Origin of the sequence: Geminocystis sp. GBBB08 (assembly GCF_016743215.1) — a bacterium.
Classification (GTDB): Bacteria; Cyanobacteriota; Cyanobacteriia; order Cyanobacteriales; family Cyanobacteriaceae; genus Geminocystis.
In genome coordinates this window covers 19,288-33,807 of the sequence record NZ_VRZC01000025.1, presented here as the reverse complement: position 1 = coordinate 33,807, position 14,520 = coordinate 19,288, and the positions used below count along the sequence as shown (strand labels likewise).

Sequence of the window (14,520 nt, the reverse complement as noted above, 5' to 3'; positions counted from 1 at the left end):
TTTATAGAACCCATTTGGTATCTTTTTTAGAAGAATTACATAGTAATGATTTGAGAATAAATGCTTTAATCTCGTCAAAACCTTTTGTTATTTCGGTTACAGATGTAAATATCAAATAGGTTCTATAAAGAGATAAATATTCTTGATCACGAGATAACGACTCTCCCAGTCCGGGAAAATCGGTAATATAAACATTAGTAGGAATTTCCTTCCCATTCTCATCAAGAATTAATTGCTTTACCTGTAACTCTCTAGTCGTGGCTTCTGTATGGCTAGTTTTCCATGTTGTACCTAACAGAGCATTACAAGTAGTTGTTTTTCCTACTCCTGTTACCCCAATCACAGCTATTTTGACGGAAAGTTCTTCCTGTGCTTGATCTGGTAATAAGTTAATTACTTTGTCAAAAATATCAAAAAGTATTTTATCAACTGAGCTATTTCCCATACAGAAATTATTTTTTAGAGATGAAATTCGAGTACAATTTTTTCTATCATACTTTGAAGAATCTGAAATAACCTTTCACTTTGCTTCACTTTAATTACTGTTTTTAGTTCACTTTAGTTCACTTTAGTTTACTATTATTTTTGTTGAGTAAATAGCTATGGATAATATTAATATTGAAAATGTTTTAGAATTTATCGAGGAAAAAATTGAATTAACAGAAATACAAGAAGCAATTATTAGAGGTACTTGGCAAGGAGAAACATTACCTGAAATAAAAGAAAATTATTATAAAACTTATAGCGATTCTTATATACAAAAAGAAGCTGCTAAATTGTGGAAAAAATTAGGTAAAGCATTGGAATTAGGTAATAATTTAAGCAAAGATAACTTCCGTAAAAAAATGCGAAATAAATTAAATTTTGGGCAAAATTATAATGTATCTACCATTTCTAATCTTGGTCATTGTGTACAATTTGGCTATACTGTGAGAGTTGATCAGAATAATGTCAATATTTATGGAGAAATAGGAGAATCATCAGAAAATATTAAGAAAAATTCTGATACTAAAAACGATTGAGGAGACATCTAATAATAGTGTAGCGGAGTTTTTAGAAGGTGATGATATACTCAGTTTAGGAGATATAGAAAATAGTTTAGAATCTTATGTAGAGAGATTATCAGAATCAGAAATAGAGATAATAAAGTGGTGTGCTAATCAAGAAAATATAATAATTACTTCTCAACAATTTCCTACAATAAAAGTGTCAAAACGAGATGTTATTCAGTCTTTAAAAAGACGTTGTTTAATCGATACAATTAAGATAGAAAGTAAAGATTATTTTCAACTTAATTCTGTGTTAAAAGCCTATATTATACGTAAGTATTGTTAATATTTTATCTATTTTTTTAGTAAATCAAGTTTTAATTATCTTCAGTAGCAGTGGCTTTGCCCTCGTTTTTTCTAATGAAAAAGGGATGCGATCGAATCTCACGATAACTAAAATCTAATATCCATTATTTCTACTGCATCTTTAGCTGTAAGAATTGCTATATTGTTAATTTTTTTCAGATTTAATAAATCTTTCTTATCACCCGTAACAAGTATATTCGCTTTACCAGCTATTGCCGTTCCTAAAATTAAATTATCATCGGGATCTGAAGAATAATTAACATGAGGAATTTGTTCTACAATGATGGCAAAATCATACAAACCATTAATCATTGTCTGCACTTCATCTTTTTTTAGAAACCGTTGAAGTTTAGGGTATTGAACAACCCTTTCAAATTCTCTAATTTGATAAGTTGAAGTAATCAGACTATACAGTTTATACCGCCACCATGCTTGATAAAGAATATGAGGTGTTGCTTTTTTACTTATTAACGCAGAGATGAGAATATTTGTATCAAGAACGATTCTGTACACCAGTCTCCCTTATTGCTTCATCAATTACACTCATAATTTCTTCTTGAGAATACTCAGCATTTCTTTCCTTAACATTGTTAACTGTTTCTTCAAAGATATAACGTTTTACCGCTTCTTCCACTAAATTAGATAATCCTCCCTTTTTTGCACCAATAGCACCTAGATAAGATCTAACGGTACGATCGGTCTGTTCAGAAATAACTAATGACCAACGAGTCATAATTAACTCCTATGATGATAAACATATAAACATTATAAGACATTTTAGGGAAAATACAAAAAACATAACTTAAACTAATGACAGTAATTAATTTTAAAAAACTTAAAAACCTTTACAATTCTTAATAAATTTGTCATTATATAAATGTGAGCAATCACAACGTACCTCGAAAAATTTATAACGCAATCATAAGAACATGACTACCACTTTACAGCAACAACAGTCTTCCTCTTGGGAGCAGTTTTGTCAGTGGATCACTTCTACCAACAACCGCTTATATGTAGGTTGGTTCGGTACTTTAATGATCCCTACCCTCTTAACTGCCACCACTTGTTTTATTATCGCATTTATTGCAGCTCCTCCCGTTGACATTGACGGTATTCGTGAGCCTGTGGCTGGTTCGTTACTTTACGGTAACAACATCATCTCTGGTGCAGTAGTACCTAGCTCCAATGCGATCGGATTACACTTTTACCCCATTTGGGAAGCAGCATCTTTAGATGAATGGTTATACAACGGTGGTCCTTACCAACTAGTAGTATTCCATTTCTTAATCGGAATCTTTTGCTACATGGGTCGTCAGTGGGAACTTTCTTTCCGCTTAGGTATGCGTCCTTGGATCTGTGTTGCTTACTCAGCACCTGTATCTGCTGCTACTGCTGTATTCTTAATCTATCCCATCGGACAAGGTTCTTTCTCTGATGGTATGCCTTTAGGAATCTCTGGAACATTTAACTTCATGTTTGTATTCCAAGCAGAACACAACATTTTAATGCACCCCTTCCATATGTTAGGAGTCGCAGGTGTGTTTGGTGGATCTTTATTCTCCGCAATGCACGGTTCTCTCGTAACTTCTTCTTTAGTTCGTGAAACCACCGAAACCGAGTCTCAAAACTATGGTTACAAATTCGGTCAAGAAGAAGAAACCTATAACATCGTAGCTGCTCACGGTTATTTCGGTCGCTTAATTTTCCAATATGCTTCCTTCAATAATAGCCGTGCGTTACACTTCTTCTTAGGTGCATGGCCTGTCATCGGTATTTGGTTCACCGCAATGGGTGTAAGTACCATGGCATTCAACTTAAACGGTTTCAACTTCAACCAGTCTATCTTAGATAGTCAAGGTCATGTAATTGGAACTTGGGCAGATGTGTTAAACCGTGCCAACATCGGTATCGAAGTAATGCACGAACGTAACGCTCACAACTTCCCCTTAGATTTAGCTTCTGCTGAAACTTTATCTGCACCTGTAATCAACGGTTAATCTCTAAAGGTTAGTAAAACTAAATAAATAATCAAAAAGCACTCTCTATTAAGTTAGGGGGTGCTTTTTGGCGTTTGTGCTAGAATCAAAAAAATAATTATAGTCGTGGGAGAAAAATATTATGCAATCTTTAGCGAAAATTAGTTTAAAAGATTTATATAATGAAGATGATTTGGCATGGTATGAAGCAACTTTAAAACAAATAAAAAACAGAAATTTAACGGCTTTAGATTTAGATAGCTTGGAAGAGGTTTTAGAAAATTTGGTTAGAGACATTAAACGCAGTGGCGAAAGTTATTTAAAACAAATTATTATTCATTTACTGTTAATTGAATATTGGGAGATAGAAAAAATAAATCATCGTCATTGGGCCGCAGAAGTTACTAATTTTCGTGACGAATTAGATACTGATATGACTAAAAATCTACACAAACATCTTGACAAAGAAAAAGAAAATATTTACCAAAAATCTGTTAAATATGTGGTGATTAAAACTGGTTTAAATAAGAACATTTTACCACCTCAATGCCCTTATAATTTAGAGCAACTATTGGCTGAAAATTGGTTTCCTGATAATTTTAATTTAATCTAATTTCCTCAATAAAATGGTAATATTAGATTTAGCAAGTGCTGATGCAGTATCTGCACCCGTAATCAACGGTTAAGTTTAATAATTAAATAAATCAAGAGGCACTCTCCTGGGGGTGCTTTTTGGTGTTTGTGTTATCATAACATTAGTTGCGATCAAGGGGAGAAATACAAGAATGAATGCTTATACTATTAACTTGGATGTAATTTCTAAAATTGATGATCAAAAATTTTATCAACTTTGTCGTCATAATCCCGAACTAAAATTGGAACAAAATCAAAAAGGAGAATTGATTATTATGTCACCGACAGGAGGAGAAACTGGGAAAAAAAATGCAGACTTAATTATTGATTTTGGGATTTGGAATCGTCAAAAAAAACTGGGATATATCTTTGATTCCTCTACCTGTTTTAAGCTACCAAAAGGTAGTAATCGATCGCCCGACTTGGCATATATTCAAAAAGAAAGATGGGATAATTTAACATTAGAAGAAAAGATAAAATTTCCGCCGATCGCTCCTGATTTTGTTTTAGAGTTAATGTCAAAAACTGACTCTTTAAAAGATACTCAAGATAAAATGGAAGAATACATCGATAATGGAGTTAAATTAGGATGGTTAATTAATCCCGAAAAAAAAGAAGTAGAAATTTATCGTTTAGGACAGAAAAAAGAAGTTTTAAATAATCCAAAAGTTTTATCTGGAGAAGATATTTTGCCTGATTTTACTTTAGATTTAACTGAGATTTTTTAGAGTTTTAATATATTTTCGATACGGATTTTAGATATTCTTTAAATATCTTGTTTAATTCATAATAAAATTCATCCTCAATAATTAATTTTTCTACTAAACAACGGCGTAATAAAGATTGAATAATTACTGCTAATTCTGATTTAGATATTTCTAAATTACCTGATATTTGAGCGATATTTACAGGTTTATTTTGAGTTGCTAACCACTCAATAACTTTATATTCAGATTTAGATAAACGCTTTAAATAGGGTTGTAAATAAAGTTTTATATCTCCGATAAATAACTCATTTCCTTCCGTTAAAAACTCTCTAATATCTCCATTATATAATTGATCTATCATACATGATATAATATTTAAGTATGTTGGATGTCCTTAATAAAGGTTGATTAATTCTTCCCATTTTTCCTCATATTTAAACTCTTTTTCTTGGAATATTTCCTTAGCAGATTCTCCTAATCCTTTAAGTTGTAACGTTTTAACATAATTATTTTGATTTTCTAAGATGTCTATATCGGGAGATTTTTCTTGACTAATTAAGATTAAACAACTTTGATGATTTTTCGTTGCAATTTGTTCAAAAAACTGACCATAATCTTCATATTCACTTAAATATTGTCCTGCTAATTGTTCAGTTTTAAATAAGTTTTCTAAGTCATCAAGAATAACTAAACAACGAAAATGTTTAAGATAATCAATGATTTCTGTTGTTAACTCCTTTTGAGAAAAGACTTGTTTAAGGCTATCTTTAAGATTAATAAGTTTTGGTTTATTTTCCAGAGTTTTGTAGATAATATAGTCAAATTCTGTGTTAATTTCAGAGATTAATTTTAGGATTATGGCTGTTTTTCCAATCCCCTTTAATCCATAAATTGTTAATAATCTAGTCTTATTTTCTAGCCATTCTTTTATTGTATTAATTTCTAAATCTCGTTCATAATTATAATTAATTTCGGGTGCTTCTGTTAAGTCAATTATAAGAAATTTGTTTTCTGTTTGGGGAGAGTTCGATCGACTTTTTCTATTTTCTAAAGATTGATTTTTTTTATTACAAATAGTGATGTGATTTTCTTTTATTTGACTGCTAATAATCTGTGAGGAATTACCATAATTGTAGATGGTAGATGAGGCTTTATTTTCTAAAATACTCTTAACATTAGACTGTTTAATATCTTCTTGAAAAACATCAGAGAGAATTTTCCATAACTTTGCACCTTCTTTTCTAATATGATCATAACTATAGCCATTAGTATTAGCAATTTTTGTAAAATTTGGATGTTGTAAAATCCCTTCTAATATGGCTTTCTGGAGAGAATCAAGATGTTTTCCTGTTTTAGCAAATACTTGTTTATTTGTCCATTGTGATAATTCTTGAATATCCATATATTATAAGGGCTAATTTTCCAATTCAACGGGTTTAAAATAAATTGTTAAACCGACTTGATTAAGAATTGAAGATAAATTTTTAAGGTTGATTTCTTGAGAAATTAAAGAATCTAAATTACCTTCAAAAGAATTATTCATCGGATTTATTTTTCTGGCTTTAATAATATTTTTCAAAGCTAATAAAAACGGCTCAATATCACCATCTTTTAAAGTTTCATCTAAAACCACTTTTAGATATTGACAAGCATATTCACTGTCACTCAATCTTTTTAATAAATCTGTTTGATAATCTAAGGTAGGCATAATTTAATTATCTCCTTTTTCTTGTTTATATTGTTGCCAAAAATTCAGAGCTTTTTTAATATCGCTATTTTGTTTTTTCTTACTGCCTCCGATTAAAAGAATAACGATATTTTTCCCATCTAAACCATAATATATACGATAACCTGCCCCAAAATGAAATCTTAACTCAAAAACGCCATCCTCGATACTTTTATAATCCCCGAAATTTCCTAAACTAATTCGAGTAAAACGAGCATCAATTCTTATTTGCACATCTCGCCCTAATTGATTAAACCATTCATCAAAAGGGCATATTTCATCATCTGTTACATATTTTTTAATTTCCCATGATTGATTCTTCATGTTGATTATTCAGATCATAGTAAAACTGGTCTTCAATTACCACTTTTTCCCACAGAAAGTTAAGTTTTGTAATGGAATTTGTTGATCGTAGCGCAAAAACCTCTTTTCTGGCACAAAATCCCACTAAATAAGTTCAGAATACCGATTGAAAACTGGGTACAAGATGCCACTTTAGTTGAGAAATCAGAAAATACAATAGTGAAATCAGTAAATTAAAGATAAATCACCTTATCTATTTAGACAAACTATTATCGTACTGCATTTTGCAGTGGAATACTACTCGAATCATTAATCAACAAAGGTTATTTTATGTATCAAGAACAGTTAAGTAGTGCTAAACCCGGACTAATCCTGATCATGATTGATCAATCTGGTTCTATGGTTGATTCTTATGGTAACTCAACAAAAGCCAAGACTGCCGCAATAGCAGTCAATAAAATCATAGAAGAAATCATTTTGGTTTGTTCTTCTGGGGGTGTAATTAAAGATAGATGTTTTGTGGGTGCCATTGGTTATGGTAAAAATGTAAGTGTAATTTTTTTGGACAAAGCCTCAGATTTAGCAAAAAACACTAATACAACTACTCTTAAGAAAAAAATATCCGATGATGCTGGTGGGCTAATTGAAGTTGATGAAGTGCAAAGGGTTTTTGTTACTCCTACTGCTGATGGAGGTACTCCTATGGCGGAAGCTTTTCAACAAGCTTATAAAGGAGTAGAAAAATTTGTTTCTACTCATCTCGACAGTTTTCCGCCGATTGTGATTAATATTACAGATGGTGAACCTAATGATTTTGCTACTGCAACTACGGAGGCGAAAAAATTAGCACAGCTTAAAACTAATGATGGCAATGTAATTATTTTGAATGCCCATATTTCTAATGCTTCAGCAGGAAAGATCGAGTTACCAAGCAATAATTCTAGTTTTAGTAGTAATAAATTTGCTAATTTCTTGTTTGATATTTCAACAGTACTGCCTAATATTCTTGCCGAAAGTGCCGAAAAAGAGGGTTTTAATGTTCAGCCGGGAGCTAGGGGTTTTGTTTATAACGCCGATGTGGAAACTCTAATTAAACTTCTTGATTTTGGTTCTAAATCAACTTTACGTTAAATTTCTCCTTCGCTCAATATTTTCGTTTCGGACATCATCAAACTATGTCAATTATCCCTATTTTTAGTGGTAGAACTCATAAAGAGGCTGAATCTATTAGTGATTGTCAAGATCACTTTCAAGTTAATCTTAAAACCAATTGTTTTGCGATCGCCGATGGTTCAAGCCAATCATTTTATCCGAGTTTATGGGCTAAACTTCTTGTAAATCATTTTTGTGAAAACCCTGAAATAAATCAAGAAAATTGGCCGGAATGGCTACAACCGATTCAGGAGCAATGGCTTGAAGAAGTAAGAGAACAAGTGGAAATAGCAACAAAAGAACTATATCCTGTCTGGGTTACAAATACAAATCGCTTAAATTTTCGGCACTCAGCAAGTTCTACATTCATCGGCTTACAATTTCTTGAGAATCAAGTAAAAGTTTCTATGGTTGGTGATAGTTGTTTATTTATTTTTAAGGGTGATCATAGTTTATTAGGTGCTTATTTATTAAAAAGTTCAAAAGATTTTAATAATCGTCCCGAATATTTTGCTAGTTATAGTAAAAATAATGATTTTGTGCCTAATTGTTTTGACCTAAATTTAGAGCCAAAATTCTCAGAAAAAATTTATTTTATTCTTGCCACTGATGCTCTCTCAGAATTTATTTTTAAATGTCTAGAACAAAACAAGAATATTGGTAAATATTTGCTAAAAATTTCTTCCCAAAGAGATTTTCAAAAATTTGTCACCGAAACCCGTCAAGATCAAACCTTAAAAATGAAAAATGATGATGTTACCTTGATGATTTTAGAGCTAAATGATACTAAAATATTGGGAAATTTACCATCAATCAATGAACAACAAAAAGTGTCTCAATTTTCTGATAATGATAAAGATGAAAATTCAGAAGAAGAAAATCAAAACATTTTAACCGAAGAAACGAAAGAAAATGTAAACAAAAATAATAAGAATAAATTATTAACAGGGTTGTTTAAAAAATTTATAACTAACATAACCTCAAATCCAAATAGGAATGAAACACCACCAAAAACAGAAACTAACCGCCAAGATGATTTGAGAATTTTAAAGAGAGAAATTAGAAATTTAAAACTACAAATAAAAATTTTGACTATTTTAGTATTTTTATTGCCATTATTTACATATTATATAATAAGTAAGCCAAAACCAAGCAGTGAAACTTCAATTTCTCCTACAAACAATCAAACTACCGGATCAACTACTCCAACTACACCAATTAAACCGGAAACAAAGCAACCAGAATATATAACAATTAACCCAAATACTACTATTTATAAGGATAAAGAGTTAACACAAGTTCTCATCCAATCTTCTCAAAATGTAGCAAAAGTATTAGTGACAGAAAAGGGTGATAATTGGCTAAAATTTAAACTTCATGTTTATGCTCATAAAAGTACTTCAAAAACTGGCAATTGTCAAGATAAAGAGCTTGAATTTAGGAAAAATATTAGATTATCTCCTGATCAAGAATCTCAAAGTCTTTTCGGTACTTTAAAAGAGTCTTCAATGTTTAAAAATTTGGAAAGTAACTCAGAACAAAATTGGTGTAAATTTCAATTTGAGGGGTATATAAAAAAATGAAATATCCGTTAAGGAGTGACTATGAAACAGTAGTTAAATACCTTGATAAATTTGTTCTTGACAGTGTTTTAAAAAAAGGAAAAGCAGTTAGAAATCCTCACAATCCTAATTTTTTGCTTTCATTTAGTGGTGGAAAAGCTATTGTTTATCAAATTCAAACAAATTCCAAAATGTATGCCCTTAAATGCTGGGTATCGGATTTAGGGGATTTAAAAATTCGTTTTCAAGCGATTCATGAATACCTTAACAAAGTTAAACTTCCTTATTTTGTTGATTTTGCTTATCAAAAAGAAGGTATCTTAGTCAACGGTCAAAAATATCCAATTATTAGAATGGAATGGATTGATGGTATTGGCTTTAAAAACTTCATATCTAACAATATTAAAAATCCTGTTTATATTCGTGATCTAGCTGAAAAATTCTTAGAAATGGTAACAATTTTACATCAAAATAATATTTCTCATGGAGACTTACAACATGGCAATATTCTAATACGAAAAAACGGCAATATATGTTTAATTGACTATGATAGTTTATATGTTCCCCAATTAAGTAATGAGGAAGACAATATAAAAGGATTACCGGGTTATCAACATCCAAACCGACAAAAATTAGTTAAACTTAGTCCTAAATCTGATTATTTCTCAGAGCTTGTTATTTATTTGTCATTGCTTGTTATTTCAGAACATCCTCAATATTGGCAAAAAATAGAACAAGAAGAAAGACTACTTTTCTCAGAGAAAGATTTATGTAATTCCCGTTCAGCGAAGATATTTGGAGAACTTGCGCAGCTTTCCGATGAAATTCGTTATTTTACCGAACAATTAAAAAAGTGTTGTCAAATAAGCGACATTGAATATTTACAACCTTTAGAAATTTTAGTTAATGGATATAAGGGAACTAAAATAACTTGGGATTTCCCCGTCAATCCAAAGCCAGATTTGTCTCCTCTACCTCCACCTGTTATAGTTGAAAATGATTTTGGTGTCTTGGACAAAAAGCGTGAATCTAGCACTACCACTGTTTCAAATTCCGATCCTTGGAGTAAATTTGATACTAACTCGTCAAATATTTGGGATAAGTTTGGGGAAACTCAGACATCGACAGGAGATCCTTTTGACAAATTTGATCACACTGAAACACCGGTTAAAGATCCTTTTGAAAAAGTTACGAAAAAAGATGATAAACAAACAATCCAACCTCCTATAGATGAAAGTATTTGGGATAAATTCGATAATATTTGGAATAAATTTACAAAATCTGTCTCATCTATTTGGGATCGAATTGTAAAGTGGTTTAATTAATAATTTTTATAAGGGATTCAACTAGATTAAAAAATGCGATCGCACTTTTATTTACCTTGAAGGGGGATATTGATTTAATTCCATCAATAATTTTCTTTCTAAAATGCTATTTGAAAAGAGGATTATAAATGAGGATTTTAAACCACGTCTAACAACGGCATTTTTAGCCATTTCTGCGGTAATTTCAGGACAATCAGAAAAATCAATATCTTTATCCTTCATAGATTCCAGTTTTTCCCAATTAGTCATAGATTTTATTCTTACACTGCTTTTATTTGTGATGATGATTCATTAACTTGATATTTATACTTAATAAATTCATTAAATAATTCAAAAAAATTTTCAAGAGCAAGTTTTTCATCCTCACTATAAAATAAGATTATTTTATCCCAAGATTGTTGAGAACTAATGTTAAATTTTTGTTTAATCCAATTAGTAAATTGATTAAATTCTTGTTCTTGTTCTGTGGGAATAATTCCTAACTCTCGTTTGGCAATTAAATAACCCGATATATAAGAACGAAGGTTGCTAATTTCTGCTTTTCCTAAATACATTGACGGACGTTTTTTAATTTTTTCTAATAGTTGATAAAGATTACTCATAAACATTTAACAAATATAATAATAATTAATTAGAAGATTAAAATTCAATTTCTATGACTTGAAAATTTCCTCCAAAGTCTTTAATAGGACAATAAAAGTTATTGAGCCAAATTTCCTTGGGAATACCTTGATGATGAATGTTATCAAATACCAATTCTTCTGAATTGATTATCACACAAATTCCTTGATGGTGTCCATTTGTTGAAATATTTTGTTGCAGTCCCTCATGATAAATATTACCATAAGGAACTTCTGAATTTCCAGTATTAAGTTTAATCCGTTTACCGTTTAATTTATTTTCTCTAAGAAATTGCTCAATTTGATTGGCACATTCTTGACATTGAAAAATAGAAAATTGAGTAGCTATTTTGACAATTTGTTGTCGTATTTGTTCGTTAGACAAGTGACAGAAATATGTTAAACAAATTTAAAGTTAATTTTTGTTAATTATAGTAGGCAATGCCCACCTTAATTCCAAGAAAAATTAACCATTAATATATTAGACTACGATCGAATCCTGTTGAAAAGATGAAGCTACAGGAATTGTCTCCCCATGTTTAAGATAACTTTCCTTGACACCTTGCCACGCAATTTCTAATTCATCGATAGCAATATAGGGAGTATCACCAAAAGCAGAAACATTGGGCATTTCTACAAAATAAGCCACCCAATCGCCCTCCTCATCTTGAAAAAGGGTAATGGTAAAACCATCAAAATCATGTTTTTTTGTTTGTGACATCTTACTTTTCCTCCAATTCTAAATTGAGAAACTGTTTTACTTGATAGGCTTTTGCCTTACCGTTTTTAGTAGGTTGAATAGATAAACGTGCTTTTTTGGTGGAATACCAAATACGATGGCTTCCTGTTTGATGATCAAAAATCCAATCATATAAACTTAATAAGGTTTCAAATTCACCAAAACTTAAGCCTTTAGGATTATTTTTTGCTTTATCTAATTATTTTTAATATATTCCCTCAATACTTTATTAATTTCTGTTTGATGATCAATCTCATTTTGTTTATACCAATTGACAATTTCATCATCAAGAAAAAGAGTTAAAGATTGTTTTTTTGATCTTTTTTTAAGCTGATCGAAGTAAGGATTTTTGACACCTTGAGAAAAATCATAATTATCTCTCATCATTAATACCTCCTATATTGTTTTTCCTCTAATTTATTAGCTTTTCTAGCAGAAATAATACGAATAATTGTGTCATTGTCACGGTAACAGTGACAGACTATTAAAAGACGGGAATAATCACTCATTCCTAATAAAATACGATCGCCCTTGTGGACTGTTCAGGGTATATTTGTTCTTAATGAAGATCTATACATATTAAATTAATAATCTTATAATAAAAATTAGTTCAAACTCTAAAAAAGATAATTTAAGTTGATGACAATTTTAATAAAAGAGACTGTTAAGGAAATTTCACGACTTTCTGAAGATCAACAAAATATTCTCGCTATTTATATAAAAAAACATCTAAAAGAACTTTTAGCCGAAGCACAGAGGGAAAAATATATTGAAGAAGGAAATTATAATATTGATGATTTTAATGAGGAAACTAAACAAGCAATTATCAATATTGAAGAAGAGGAAAATTTAACTATTTGTAAAAATAAAAATGATCTTTATAATCAATTAGGAATTTAATGTTAATACCAATTTTTGAAAATACTTTTAAGAAAGATATTAAACGTTTACAAAAGCGTGGTAAAAATATCGAAAAACTTAAAATCGTTATTGATAAATTATTGGATAATGAACCATTAGAAATAAAGTATAAAGATCATGCTTTAACTGGTAATTGGAAAAGTTATTGAGACTGTCATATTGAATCAGATTGGCTTTTAATCTATAAAATTAGAGAGACTCATCTTTTTCTAGTTCGCACGGGTTCAGATTCTGATTTGTTTTAATATTGCATATTCGGAAAGGCAGGATAACTAAAGCTATACCGTGAATTATCATATTTTAATTATTAGCTCATTCTTTTAATAAAGCCCGAAAACCAGCTTGTTGAAAATGAATATCCGTTGTCAAAGCCTCAGTAATTTGATATTTGTTCATAACAATAAATGAAACACAATCAACTAATCCCCACTCTTTATCTTGACGTTGACAATAAAGTTTCAATGCTTCCTGATAAAGTTCTTCAGATAAATTAATAATTTCTACTTTAGGATCAATTTCTAACGATTTTAATAAAGAAATGGCAACCTGACGATATTTTAACTTAGAGAATGCGTTACCAATTTCTAATAAAATTGCTTGGGTAGTAATTAAAGTAATAGACTTTTTTTCTAAAATTTCGGCAATTATTAAGGCTTTTTGATGGTAGTTATCTTGAGGAGAAAGTAGAGCAATAACATAGGAAGTATCTAAAAAAATTTTACTATTTATTATCATCTATTTTGCCATATAAATAACTATTAATATTTTCTGAAAAATCAGCGGGGGCATCTATAGTAAGATTTTTAGCTGTTTTTAAAAAAGTATAAGCTCGATCGAACTCGACATTTTCTTGAGTTTCTTCTCTAAAATTTAAATCAGATAATTCTATTTTTTTGAGATATTCACTTACTCTAATTATTATTAGACTACAATAAGCTCTTATTTGTGTAATTAAAGTTGAAATGCTAGAGTCATGGAAATATTCGTGTATATCGCGATAAGTAGAAGCAAGAATTTGACTAGCATTTTGATACATTTGTTGTAACTCTGATACAGCAAAGATGTCAATAAAAACATCAATAGTTTCCGACATTAATTGACATCCTTCTACTGTATTGTGTAAATTTATTTCTTCCTCTTCAACCTTTATCTCATTGATAAGAGAAAGACCTAATAATAGTTTAGTATATGCTGTACAAATATTAGTCATTTTATCAATTAAACTGACTAATTCAAAGGCTTCTGGTATATGCCTGTAATGTTGCCACAAATCAAACCAAGACTGGTTTAATTGATGGAACAATTGAGATTTTTGTTGATATGTTATTGAATCATTAACAACTTTTGTGAAGACAATTTCTGTTTCTTTAATAATATTAAAAATATGGTTTTGTTCAGAATTAAGAAATACTTCATTGAGTTTATTTTTTATATCTCTAATATTATTCGTAATTCTACCTATTGGACTAATGTTAATTACTTGAATTTCTAAGTTATTCAT

At 30.1% G+C, this 14,520-nt stretch carries 23 protein-coding genes and 2 pseudogenes; 9 read left to right on the top strand and 16 right to left on the bottom strand.

The features are described from left to right. Window position 1 precedes the first annotated feature (1 nt). Window positions 2-445, bottom strand: coding sequence for a GTPase (locus FWJ34_RS05370; RefSeq protein ID WP_308254292.1), 444 nt, complete (start codon window positions 443-445; stop codon window positions 2-4). 157 nt (window positions 446-602) lie between these two features. Here FWJ34_RS05370 and FWJ34_RS05365 point away from each other — a divergent pair, with 157 nt between their 5' ends. Continuing rightward, entirely contained in the window at window positions 603-1,022 is a 420-nt protein-coding gene (locus FWJ34_RS05365; RefSeq protein ID WP_308254291.1) for a hypothetical protein, read from the top strand. A 420-nt stretch (window positions 1,023-1,442) separates the two neighbouring features. On the opposite strand, the gene FWJ34_RS05360 is transcribed toward FWJ34_RS05365, so the two are convergent. Together FWJ34_RS05360 and FWJ34_RS05355 are read right to left on the bottom strand one after the other, a co-directional pair. Next, the gene (locus tag FWJ34_RS05360) at window positions 1,443-1,868 is read right to left on the bottom strand and encodes a putative toxin-antitoxin system toxin component, PIN family (protein WP_308254290.1); all 426 of its coding nucleotides are present in this window, start codon (window positions 1,866-1,868) and stop codon (window positions 1,443-1,445) included. Continuing rightward, window positions 1,849-2,088 carry a ribbon-helix-helix domain-containing protein gene (locus FWJ34_RS05355; protein ID WP_308254289.1) on the bottom strand — a complete coding sequence of 80 codons (240 nt, stop codon included), beginning with the start codon at window positions 2,086-2,088 and terminating at the stop codon, window positions 1,849-1,851. The genes FWJ34_RS05360 and FWJ34_RS05355 overlap by 20 nt, the downstream gene beginning before the upstream one ends. 196 nt (window positions 2,089-2,284) lie before the next feature. Here FWJ34_RS05355 and psbA point away from each other — a divergent pair, with 196 nt between their 5' ends. The 3 genes from psbA (at window position 2,285) to FWJ34_RS05340 (ending at window position 4,692) form a co-directional block, all read left to right on the top strand. Continuing rightward, a complete protein-coding gene (gene psbA, locus FWJ34_RS05350; protein WP_308254288.1) occupies window positions 2,285-3,352 on the top strand; it encodes a photosystem II q(b) protein in 1,068 nt (355 codons plus the stop codon). A 121-nt stretch (window positions 3,353-3,473) separates the two neighbouring features. Continuing rightward, window positions 3,474-3,944, top strand: a complete 471-nt coding sequence (locus tag FWJ34_RS05345; RefSeq protein WP_308254287.1) for a DUF29 domain-containing protein — start codon at window positions 3,474-3,476, stop codon at window positions 3,942-3,944. A gap of 172 nt (window positions 3,945-4,116) precedes the next feature. After that, the gene (locus FWJ34_RS05340; protein ID WP_308254286.1) at window positions 4,117-4,692 is read left to right on the top strand and encodes a Uma2 family endonuclease; all 576 of its coding nucleotides are present in this window, start codon (window positions 4,117-4,119) and stop codon (window positions 4,690-4,692) included. A gap of 4 nt (window positions 4,693-4,696) precedes the next feature. Here FWJ34_RS05340 and FWJ34_RS05335 read toward each other — a convergent pair whose 3' ends face one another. From FWJ34_RS05335 to FWJ34_RS05320, 4 genes are read right to left on the bottom strand one after another with little or no spacing between them, the layout of a single operon-like run. After that, window positions 4,697-5,032 (bottom strand): hypothetical protein, encoded by a 336-nt coding sequence (locus FWJ34_RS05335; protein WP_308254285.1) that lies wholly within the window; start codon window positions 5,030-5,032, stop codon window positions 4,697-4,699. A gap of 33 nt (window positions 5,033-5,065) precedes the next feature. After that, on the bottom strand, window positions 5,066-6,073 hold the full coding sequence (locus FWJ34_RS05330; protein ID WP_308254284.1) for an NB-ARC domain-containing protein: 1,008 nt from the start codon (window positions 6,071-6,073) through the stop codon (window positions 5,066-5,068). 12 nt (window positions 6,074-6,085) lie between these two features. Continuing rightward, window positions 6,086-6,379 (bottom strand): transcriptional regulator, encoded by a 294-nt coding sequence (locus FWJ34_RS05325; RefSeq protein WP_308254283.1) that lies wholly within the window; start codon window positions 6,377-6,379, stop codon window positions 6,086-6,088. Window positions 6,380-6,382: 3 nt separating this feature from the next. Continuing rightward, the gene (locus FWJ34_RS05320) at window positions 6,383-6,721 is read right to left on the bottom strand and encodes a type II toxin-antitoxin system RelE/ParE family toxin (RefSeq protein ID WP_308254282.1); all 339 of its coding nucleotides are present in this window, start codon (window positions 6,719-6,721) and stop codon (window positions 6,383-6,385) included. 309 nt (window positions 6,722-7,030) lie between these two features. Between FWJ34_RS05320 and FWJ34_RS05315 the strand changes: the two genes are divergently transcribed. The 3 genes from FWJ34_RS05315 to FWJ34_RS05305 are packed head-to-tail and all read left to right on the top strand — an operon-like array spanning window position 7,031 to window position 10,739. Continuing rightward, window positions 7,031-7,831 (top strand): VWA domain-containing protein, encoded by an 801-nt coding sequence (locus FWJ34_RS05315; RefSeq protein WP_308254281.1) that lies wholly within the window; start codon window positions 7,031-7,033, stop codon window positions 7,829-7,831. Between the two features lie 44 nt (window positions 7,832-7,875). Next, on the top strand, window positions 7,876-9,435 hold the full coding sequence (locus FWJ34_RS05310; protein ID WP_308254280.1) for a protein phosphatase 2C family protein: 1,560 nt from the start codon (window positions 7,876-7,878) through the stop codon (window positions 9,433-9,435). After that, entirely contained in the window at window positions 9,432-10,739 is a 1,308-nt protein-coding gene (locus tag FWJ34_RS05305; RefSeq protein ID WP_308254279.1) for a protein kinase domain-containing protein, read from the top strand. The genes FWJ34_RS05310 and FWJ34_RS05305 overlap by 4 nt, the downstream gene beginning before the upstream one ends. Window positions 10,740-10,790: 51 nt before the next feature. Here FWJ34_RS05305 and FWJ34_RS05300 read toward each other — a convergent pair whose 3' ends face one another. The 7 genes and pseudogenes from FWJ34_RS05300 to FWJ34_RS05275 form a co-directional block, all read right to left on the bottom strand. Then, window positions 10,791-10,988 (bottom strand): hypothetical protein, encoded by a 198-nt coding sequence (locus tag FWJ34_RS05300; RefSeq protein WP_308254278.1) that lies wholly within the window; start codon window positions 10,986-10,988, stop codon window positions 10,791-10,793. An 11-nt stretch (window positions 10,989-10,999) separates the two neighbouring features. Continuing rightward, window positions 11,000-11,341, bottom strand: coding sequence for a hypothetical protein (locus FWJ34_RS05295; protein WP_308254277.1), 342 nt, complete (start codon window positions 11,339-11,341; stop codon window positions 11,000-11,002). A 37-nt stretch (window positions 11,342-11,378) separates the two neighbouring features. Then, window positions 11,379-11,744: a papain fold toxin domain-containing protein gene (locus FWJ34_RS05290; RefSeq protein WP_308254276.1), complete on the bottom strand. Its 366-nt coding sequence runs from the start codon at window positions 11,742-11,744 to the stop codon at window positions 11,379-11,381. A gap of 96 nt (window positions 11,745-11,840) precedes the next feature. Then, complete coding sequence (locus FWJ34_RS05285; protein ID WP_308254275.1) at window positions 11,841-12,080, bottom strand: type II toxin-antitoxin system HicB family antitoxin; 240 nt, start codon at window positions 12,078-12,080, stop codon at window positions 11,841-11,843. A gap of 1 nt (window position 12,081) precedes the next feature. Next, a pseudogene (locus FWJ34_RS19525) lies at window positions 12,082-12,243 on the bottom strand (type II toxin-antitoxin system HicA family toxin); the annotation flags it as partial. A gap of 50 nt (window positions 12,244-12,293) precedes the next feature. Then, window positions 12,294-12,482 (bottom strand): BrnA antitoxin family protein, encoded by a 189-nt coding sequence (locus tag FWJ34_RS05280; protein WP_308254274.1) that lies wholly within the window; start codon window positions 12,480-12,482, stop codon window positions 12,294-12,296. A 2-nt stretch (window positions 12,483-12,484) separates the two neighbouring features. Continuing rightward, the gene (locus tag FWJ34_RS05275) at window positions 12,485-12,607 is read right to left on the bottom strand and encodes a hypothetical protein (protein WP_308254273.1); all 123 of its coding nucleotides are present in this window, start codon (window positions 12,605-12,607) and stop codon (window positions 12,485-12,487) included. A gap of 130 nt (window positions 12,608-12,737) precedes the next feature. On the opposite strand from FWJ34_RS05275, the gene FWJ34_RS05270 reads away from it, so the two are divergent. Both FWJ34_RS05270 and FWJ34_RS05265 read left to right on the top strand, forming a co-directional pair. Beyond that, window positions 12,738-12,998: a hypothetical protein gene (locus FWJ34_RS05270; RefSeq protein ID WP_308254272.1), complete on the top strand. Its 261-nt coding sequence runs from the start codon at window positions 12,738-12,740 to the stop codon at window positions 12,996-12,998. Continuing rightward, a pseudogene (locus FWJ34_RS05265) lies at window positions 12,998-13,264 on the top strand (type II toxin-antitoxin system YafQ family toxin). The gene FWJ34_RS05270 and the pseudogene FWJ34_RS05265 overlap by 1 nt, the downstream one beginning before the upstream one ends. A 67-nt stretch (window positions 13,265-13,331) precedes the next feature. Here FWJ34_RS05265 and FWJ34_RS05260 read toward each other — a convergent pair. Further along, entirely contained in the window at window positions 13,332-13,754 is a 423-nt protein-coding gene (locus FWJ34_RS05260; protein WP_308254271.1) for a PIN domain-containing protein, read from the bottom strand. Continuing rightward, window positions 13,741-14,520: a hypothetical protein gene (locus FWJ34_RS05255; RefSeq protein ID WP_308254270.1), complete on the bottom strand. Its 780-nt coding sequence runs from the start codon at window positions 14,518-14,520 to the stop codon at window positions 13,741-13,743. Before FWJ34_RS05255 ends, FWJ34_RS05260 begins: the two co-directional genes overlap by 14 nt.

Bases quoted from the DNA above. Each gene is read 5' to 3' on its own strand.
- FWJ34_RS05260 (WP_308254271.1), bottom strand. From the start codon at position 13,754: ATGATAATAAATAGTAAAATTTTTTTAGATACTTCCTATGTTATTGCT.
- FWJ34_RS05295 (WP_308254277.1), bottom strand. From the start codon at position 11,341: ATGAGTAATCTTTATCAACTATTAGAAAAAATTAAAAAACGTCCGTCA.
- FWJ34_RS05285 (WP_308254275.1), bottom strand. From the start codon at position 12,080: ATGTCACAAACAAAAAAACATGATTTTGATGGTTTTACCATTACCCTT.
- FWJ34_RS05365 (WP_308254291.1), top strand. From the start codon at position 603: ATGGATAATATTAATATTGAAAATGTTTTAGAATTTATCGAGGAAAAA.
- FWJ34_RS05270 (WP_308254272.1), top strand. From the start codon at position 12,738: ATGACAATTTTAATAAAAGAGACTGTTAAGGAAATTTCACGACTTTCT.
- FWJ34_RS05340 (WP_308254286.1), top strand. From the start codon at position 4,117: ATGAATGCTTATACTATTAACTTGGATGTAATTTCTAAAATTGATGAT.
- FWJ34_RS05335 (WP_308254285.1), bottom strand. From the start codon at position 5,032: ATGATAGATCAATTATATAATGGAGATATTAGAGAGTTTTTAACGGAA.
- FWJ34_RS05280 (WP_308254274.1), bottom strand. From the start codon at position 12,482: ATGAGAGATAATTATGATTTTTCTCAAGGTGTCAAAAATCCTTACTTC.
- FWJ34_RS05275 (WP_308254273.1), bottom strand. From the start codon at position 12,607: ATGAGTGATTATTCCCGTCTTTTAATAGTCTGTCACTGTTACCGTGAC.
- FWJ34_RS05330 (WP_308254284.1), bottom strand. From the start codon at position 6,073: ATGGATATTCAAGAATTATCACAATGGACAAATAAACAAGTATTTGCT.
- FWJ34_RS05315 (WP_308254281.1), top strand. From the start codon at position 7,031: ATGTATCAAGAACAGTTAAGTAGTGCTAAACCCGGACTAATCCTGATC.
- FWJ34_RS05305 (WP_308254279.1), top strand. From the start codon at position 9,432: ATGAAATATCCGTTAAGGAGTGACTATGAAACAGTAGTTAAATACCTT.
- psbA (WP_308254288.1), top strand. From the start codon at position 2,285: ATGACTACCACTTTACAGCAACAACAGTCTTCCTCTTGGGAGCAGTTT.
- FWJ34_RS05370 (WP_308254292.1), bottom strand. From the start codon at position 445: ATGGGAAATAGCTCAGTTGATAAAATACTTTTTGATATTTTTGACAAA.
- FWJ34_RS05345 (WP_308254287.1), top strand. From the start codon at position 3,474: ATGCAATCTTTAGCGAAAATTAGTTTAAAAGATTTATATAATGAAGAT.
- FWJ34_RS05310 (WP_308254280.1), top strand. From the start codon at position 7,876: ATGTCAATTATCCCTATTTTTAGTGGTAGAACTCATAAAGAGGCTGAA.
- FWJ34_RS05255 (WP_308254270.1), bottom strand. From the start codon at position 14,520: ATGAATAACTTAGAAATTCAAGTAATTAACATTAGTCCAATAGGTAGA.
- FWJ34_RS05320 (WP_308254282.1), bottom strand. From the start codon at position 6,721: ATGAAGAATCAATCATGGGAAATTAAAAAATATGTAACAGATGATGAA.
- FWJ34_RS05355 (WP_308254289.1), bottom strand. From the start codon at position 2,088: ATGACTCGTTGGTCATTAGTTATTTCTGAACAGACCGATCGTACCGTT.
- FWJ34_RS05325 (WP_308254283.1), bottom strand. From the start codon at position 6,379: ATGCCTACCTTAGATTATCAAACAGATTTATTAAAAAGATTGAGTGAC.
- FWJ34_RS05300 (WP_308254278.1), bottom strand. From the start codon at position 10,988: ATGACTAATTGGGAAAAACTGGAATCTATGAAGGATAAAGATATTGAT.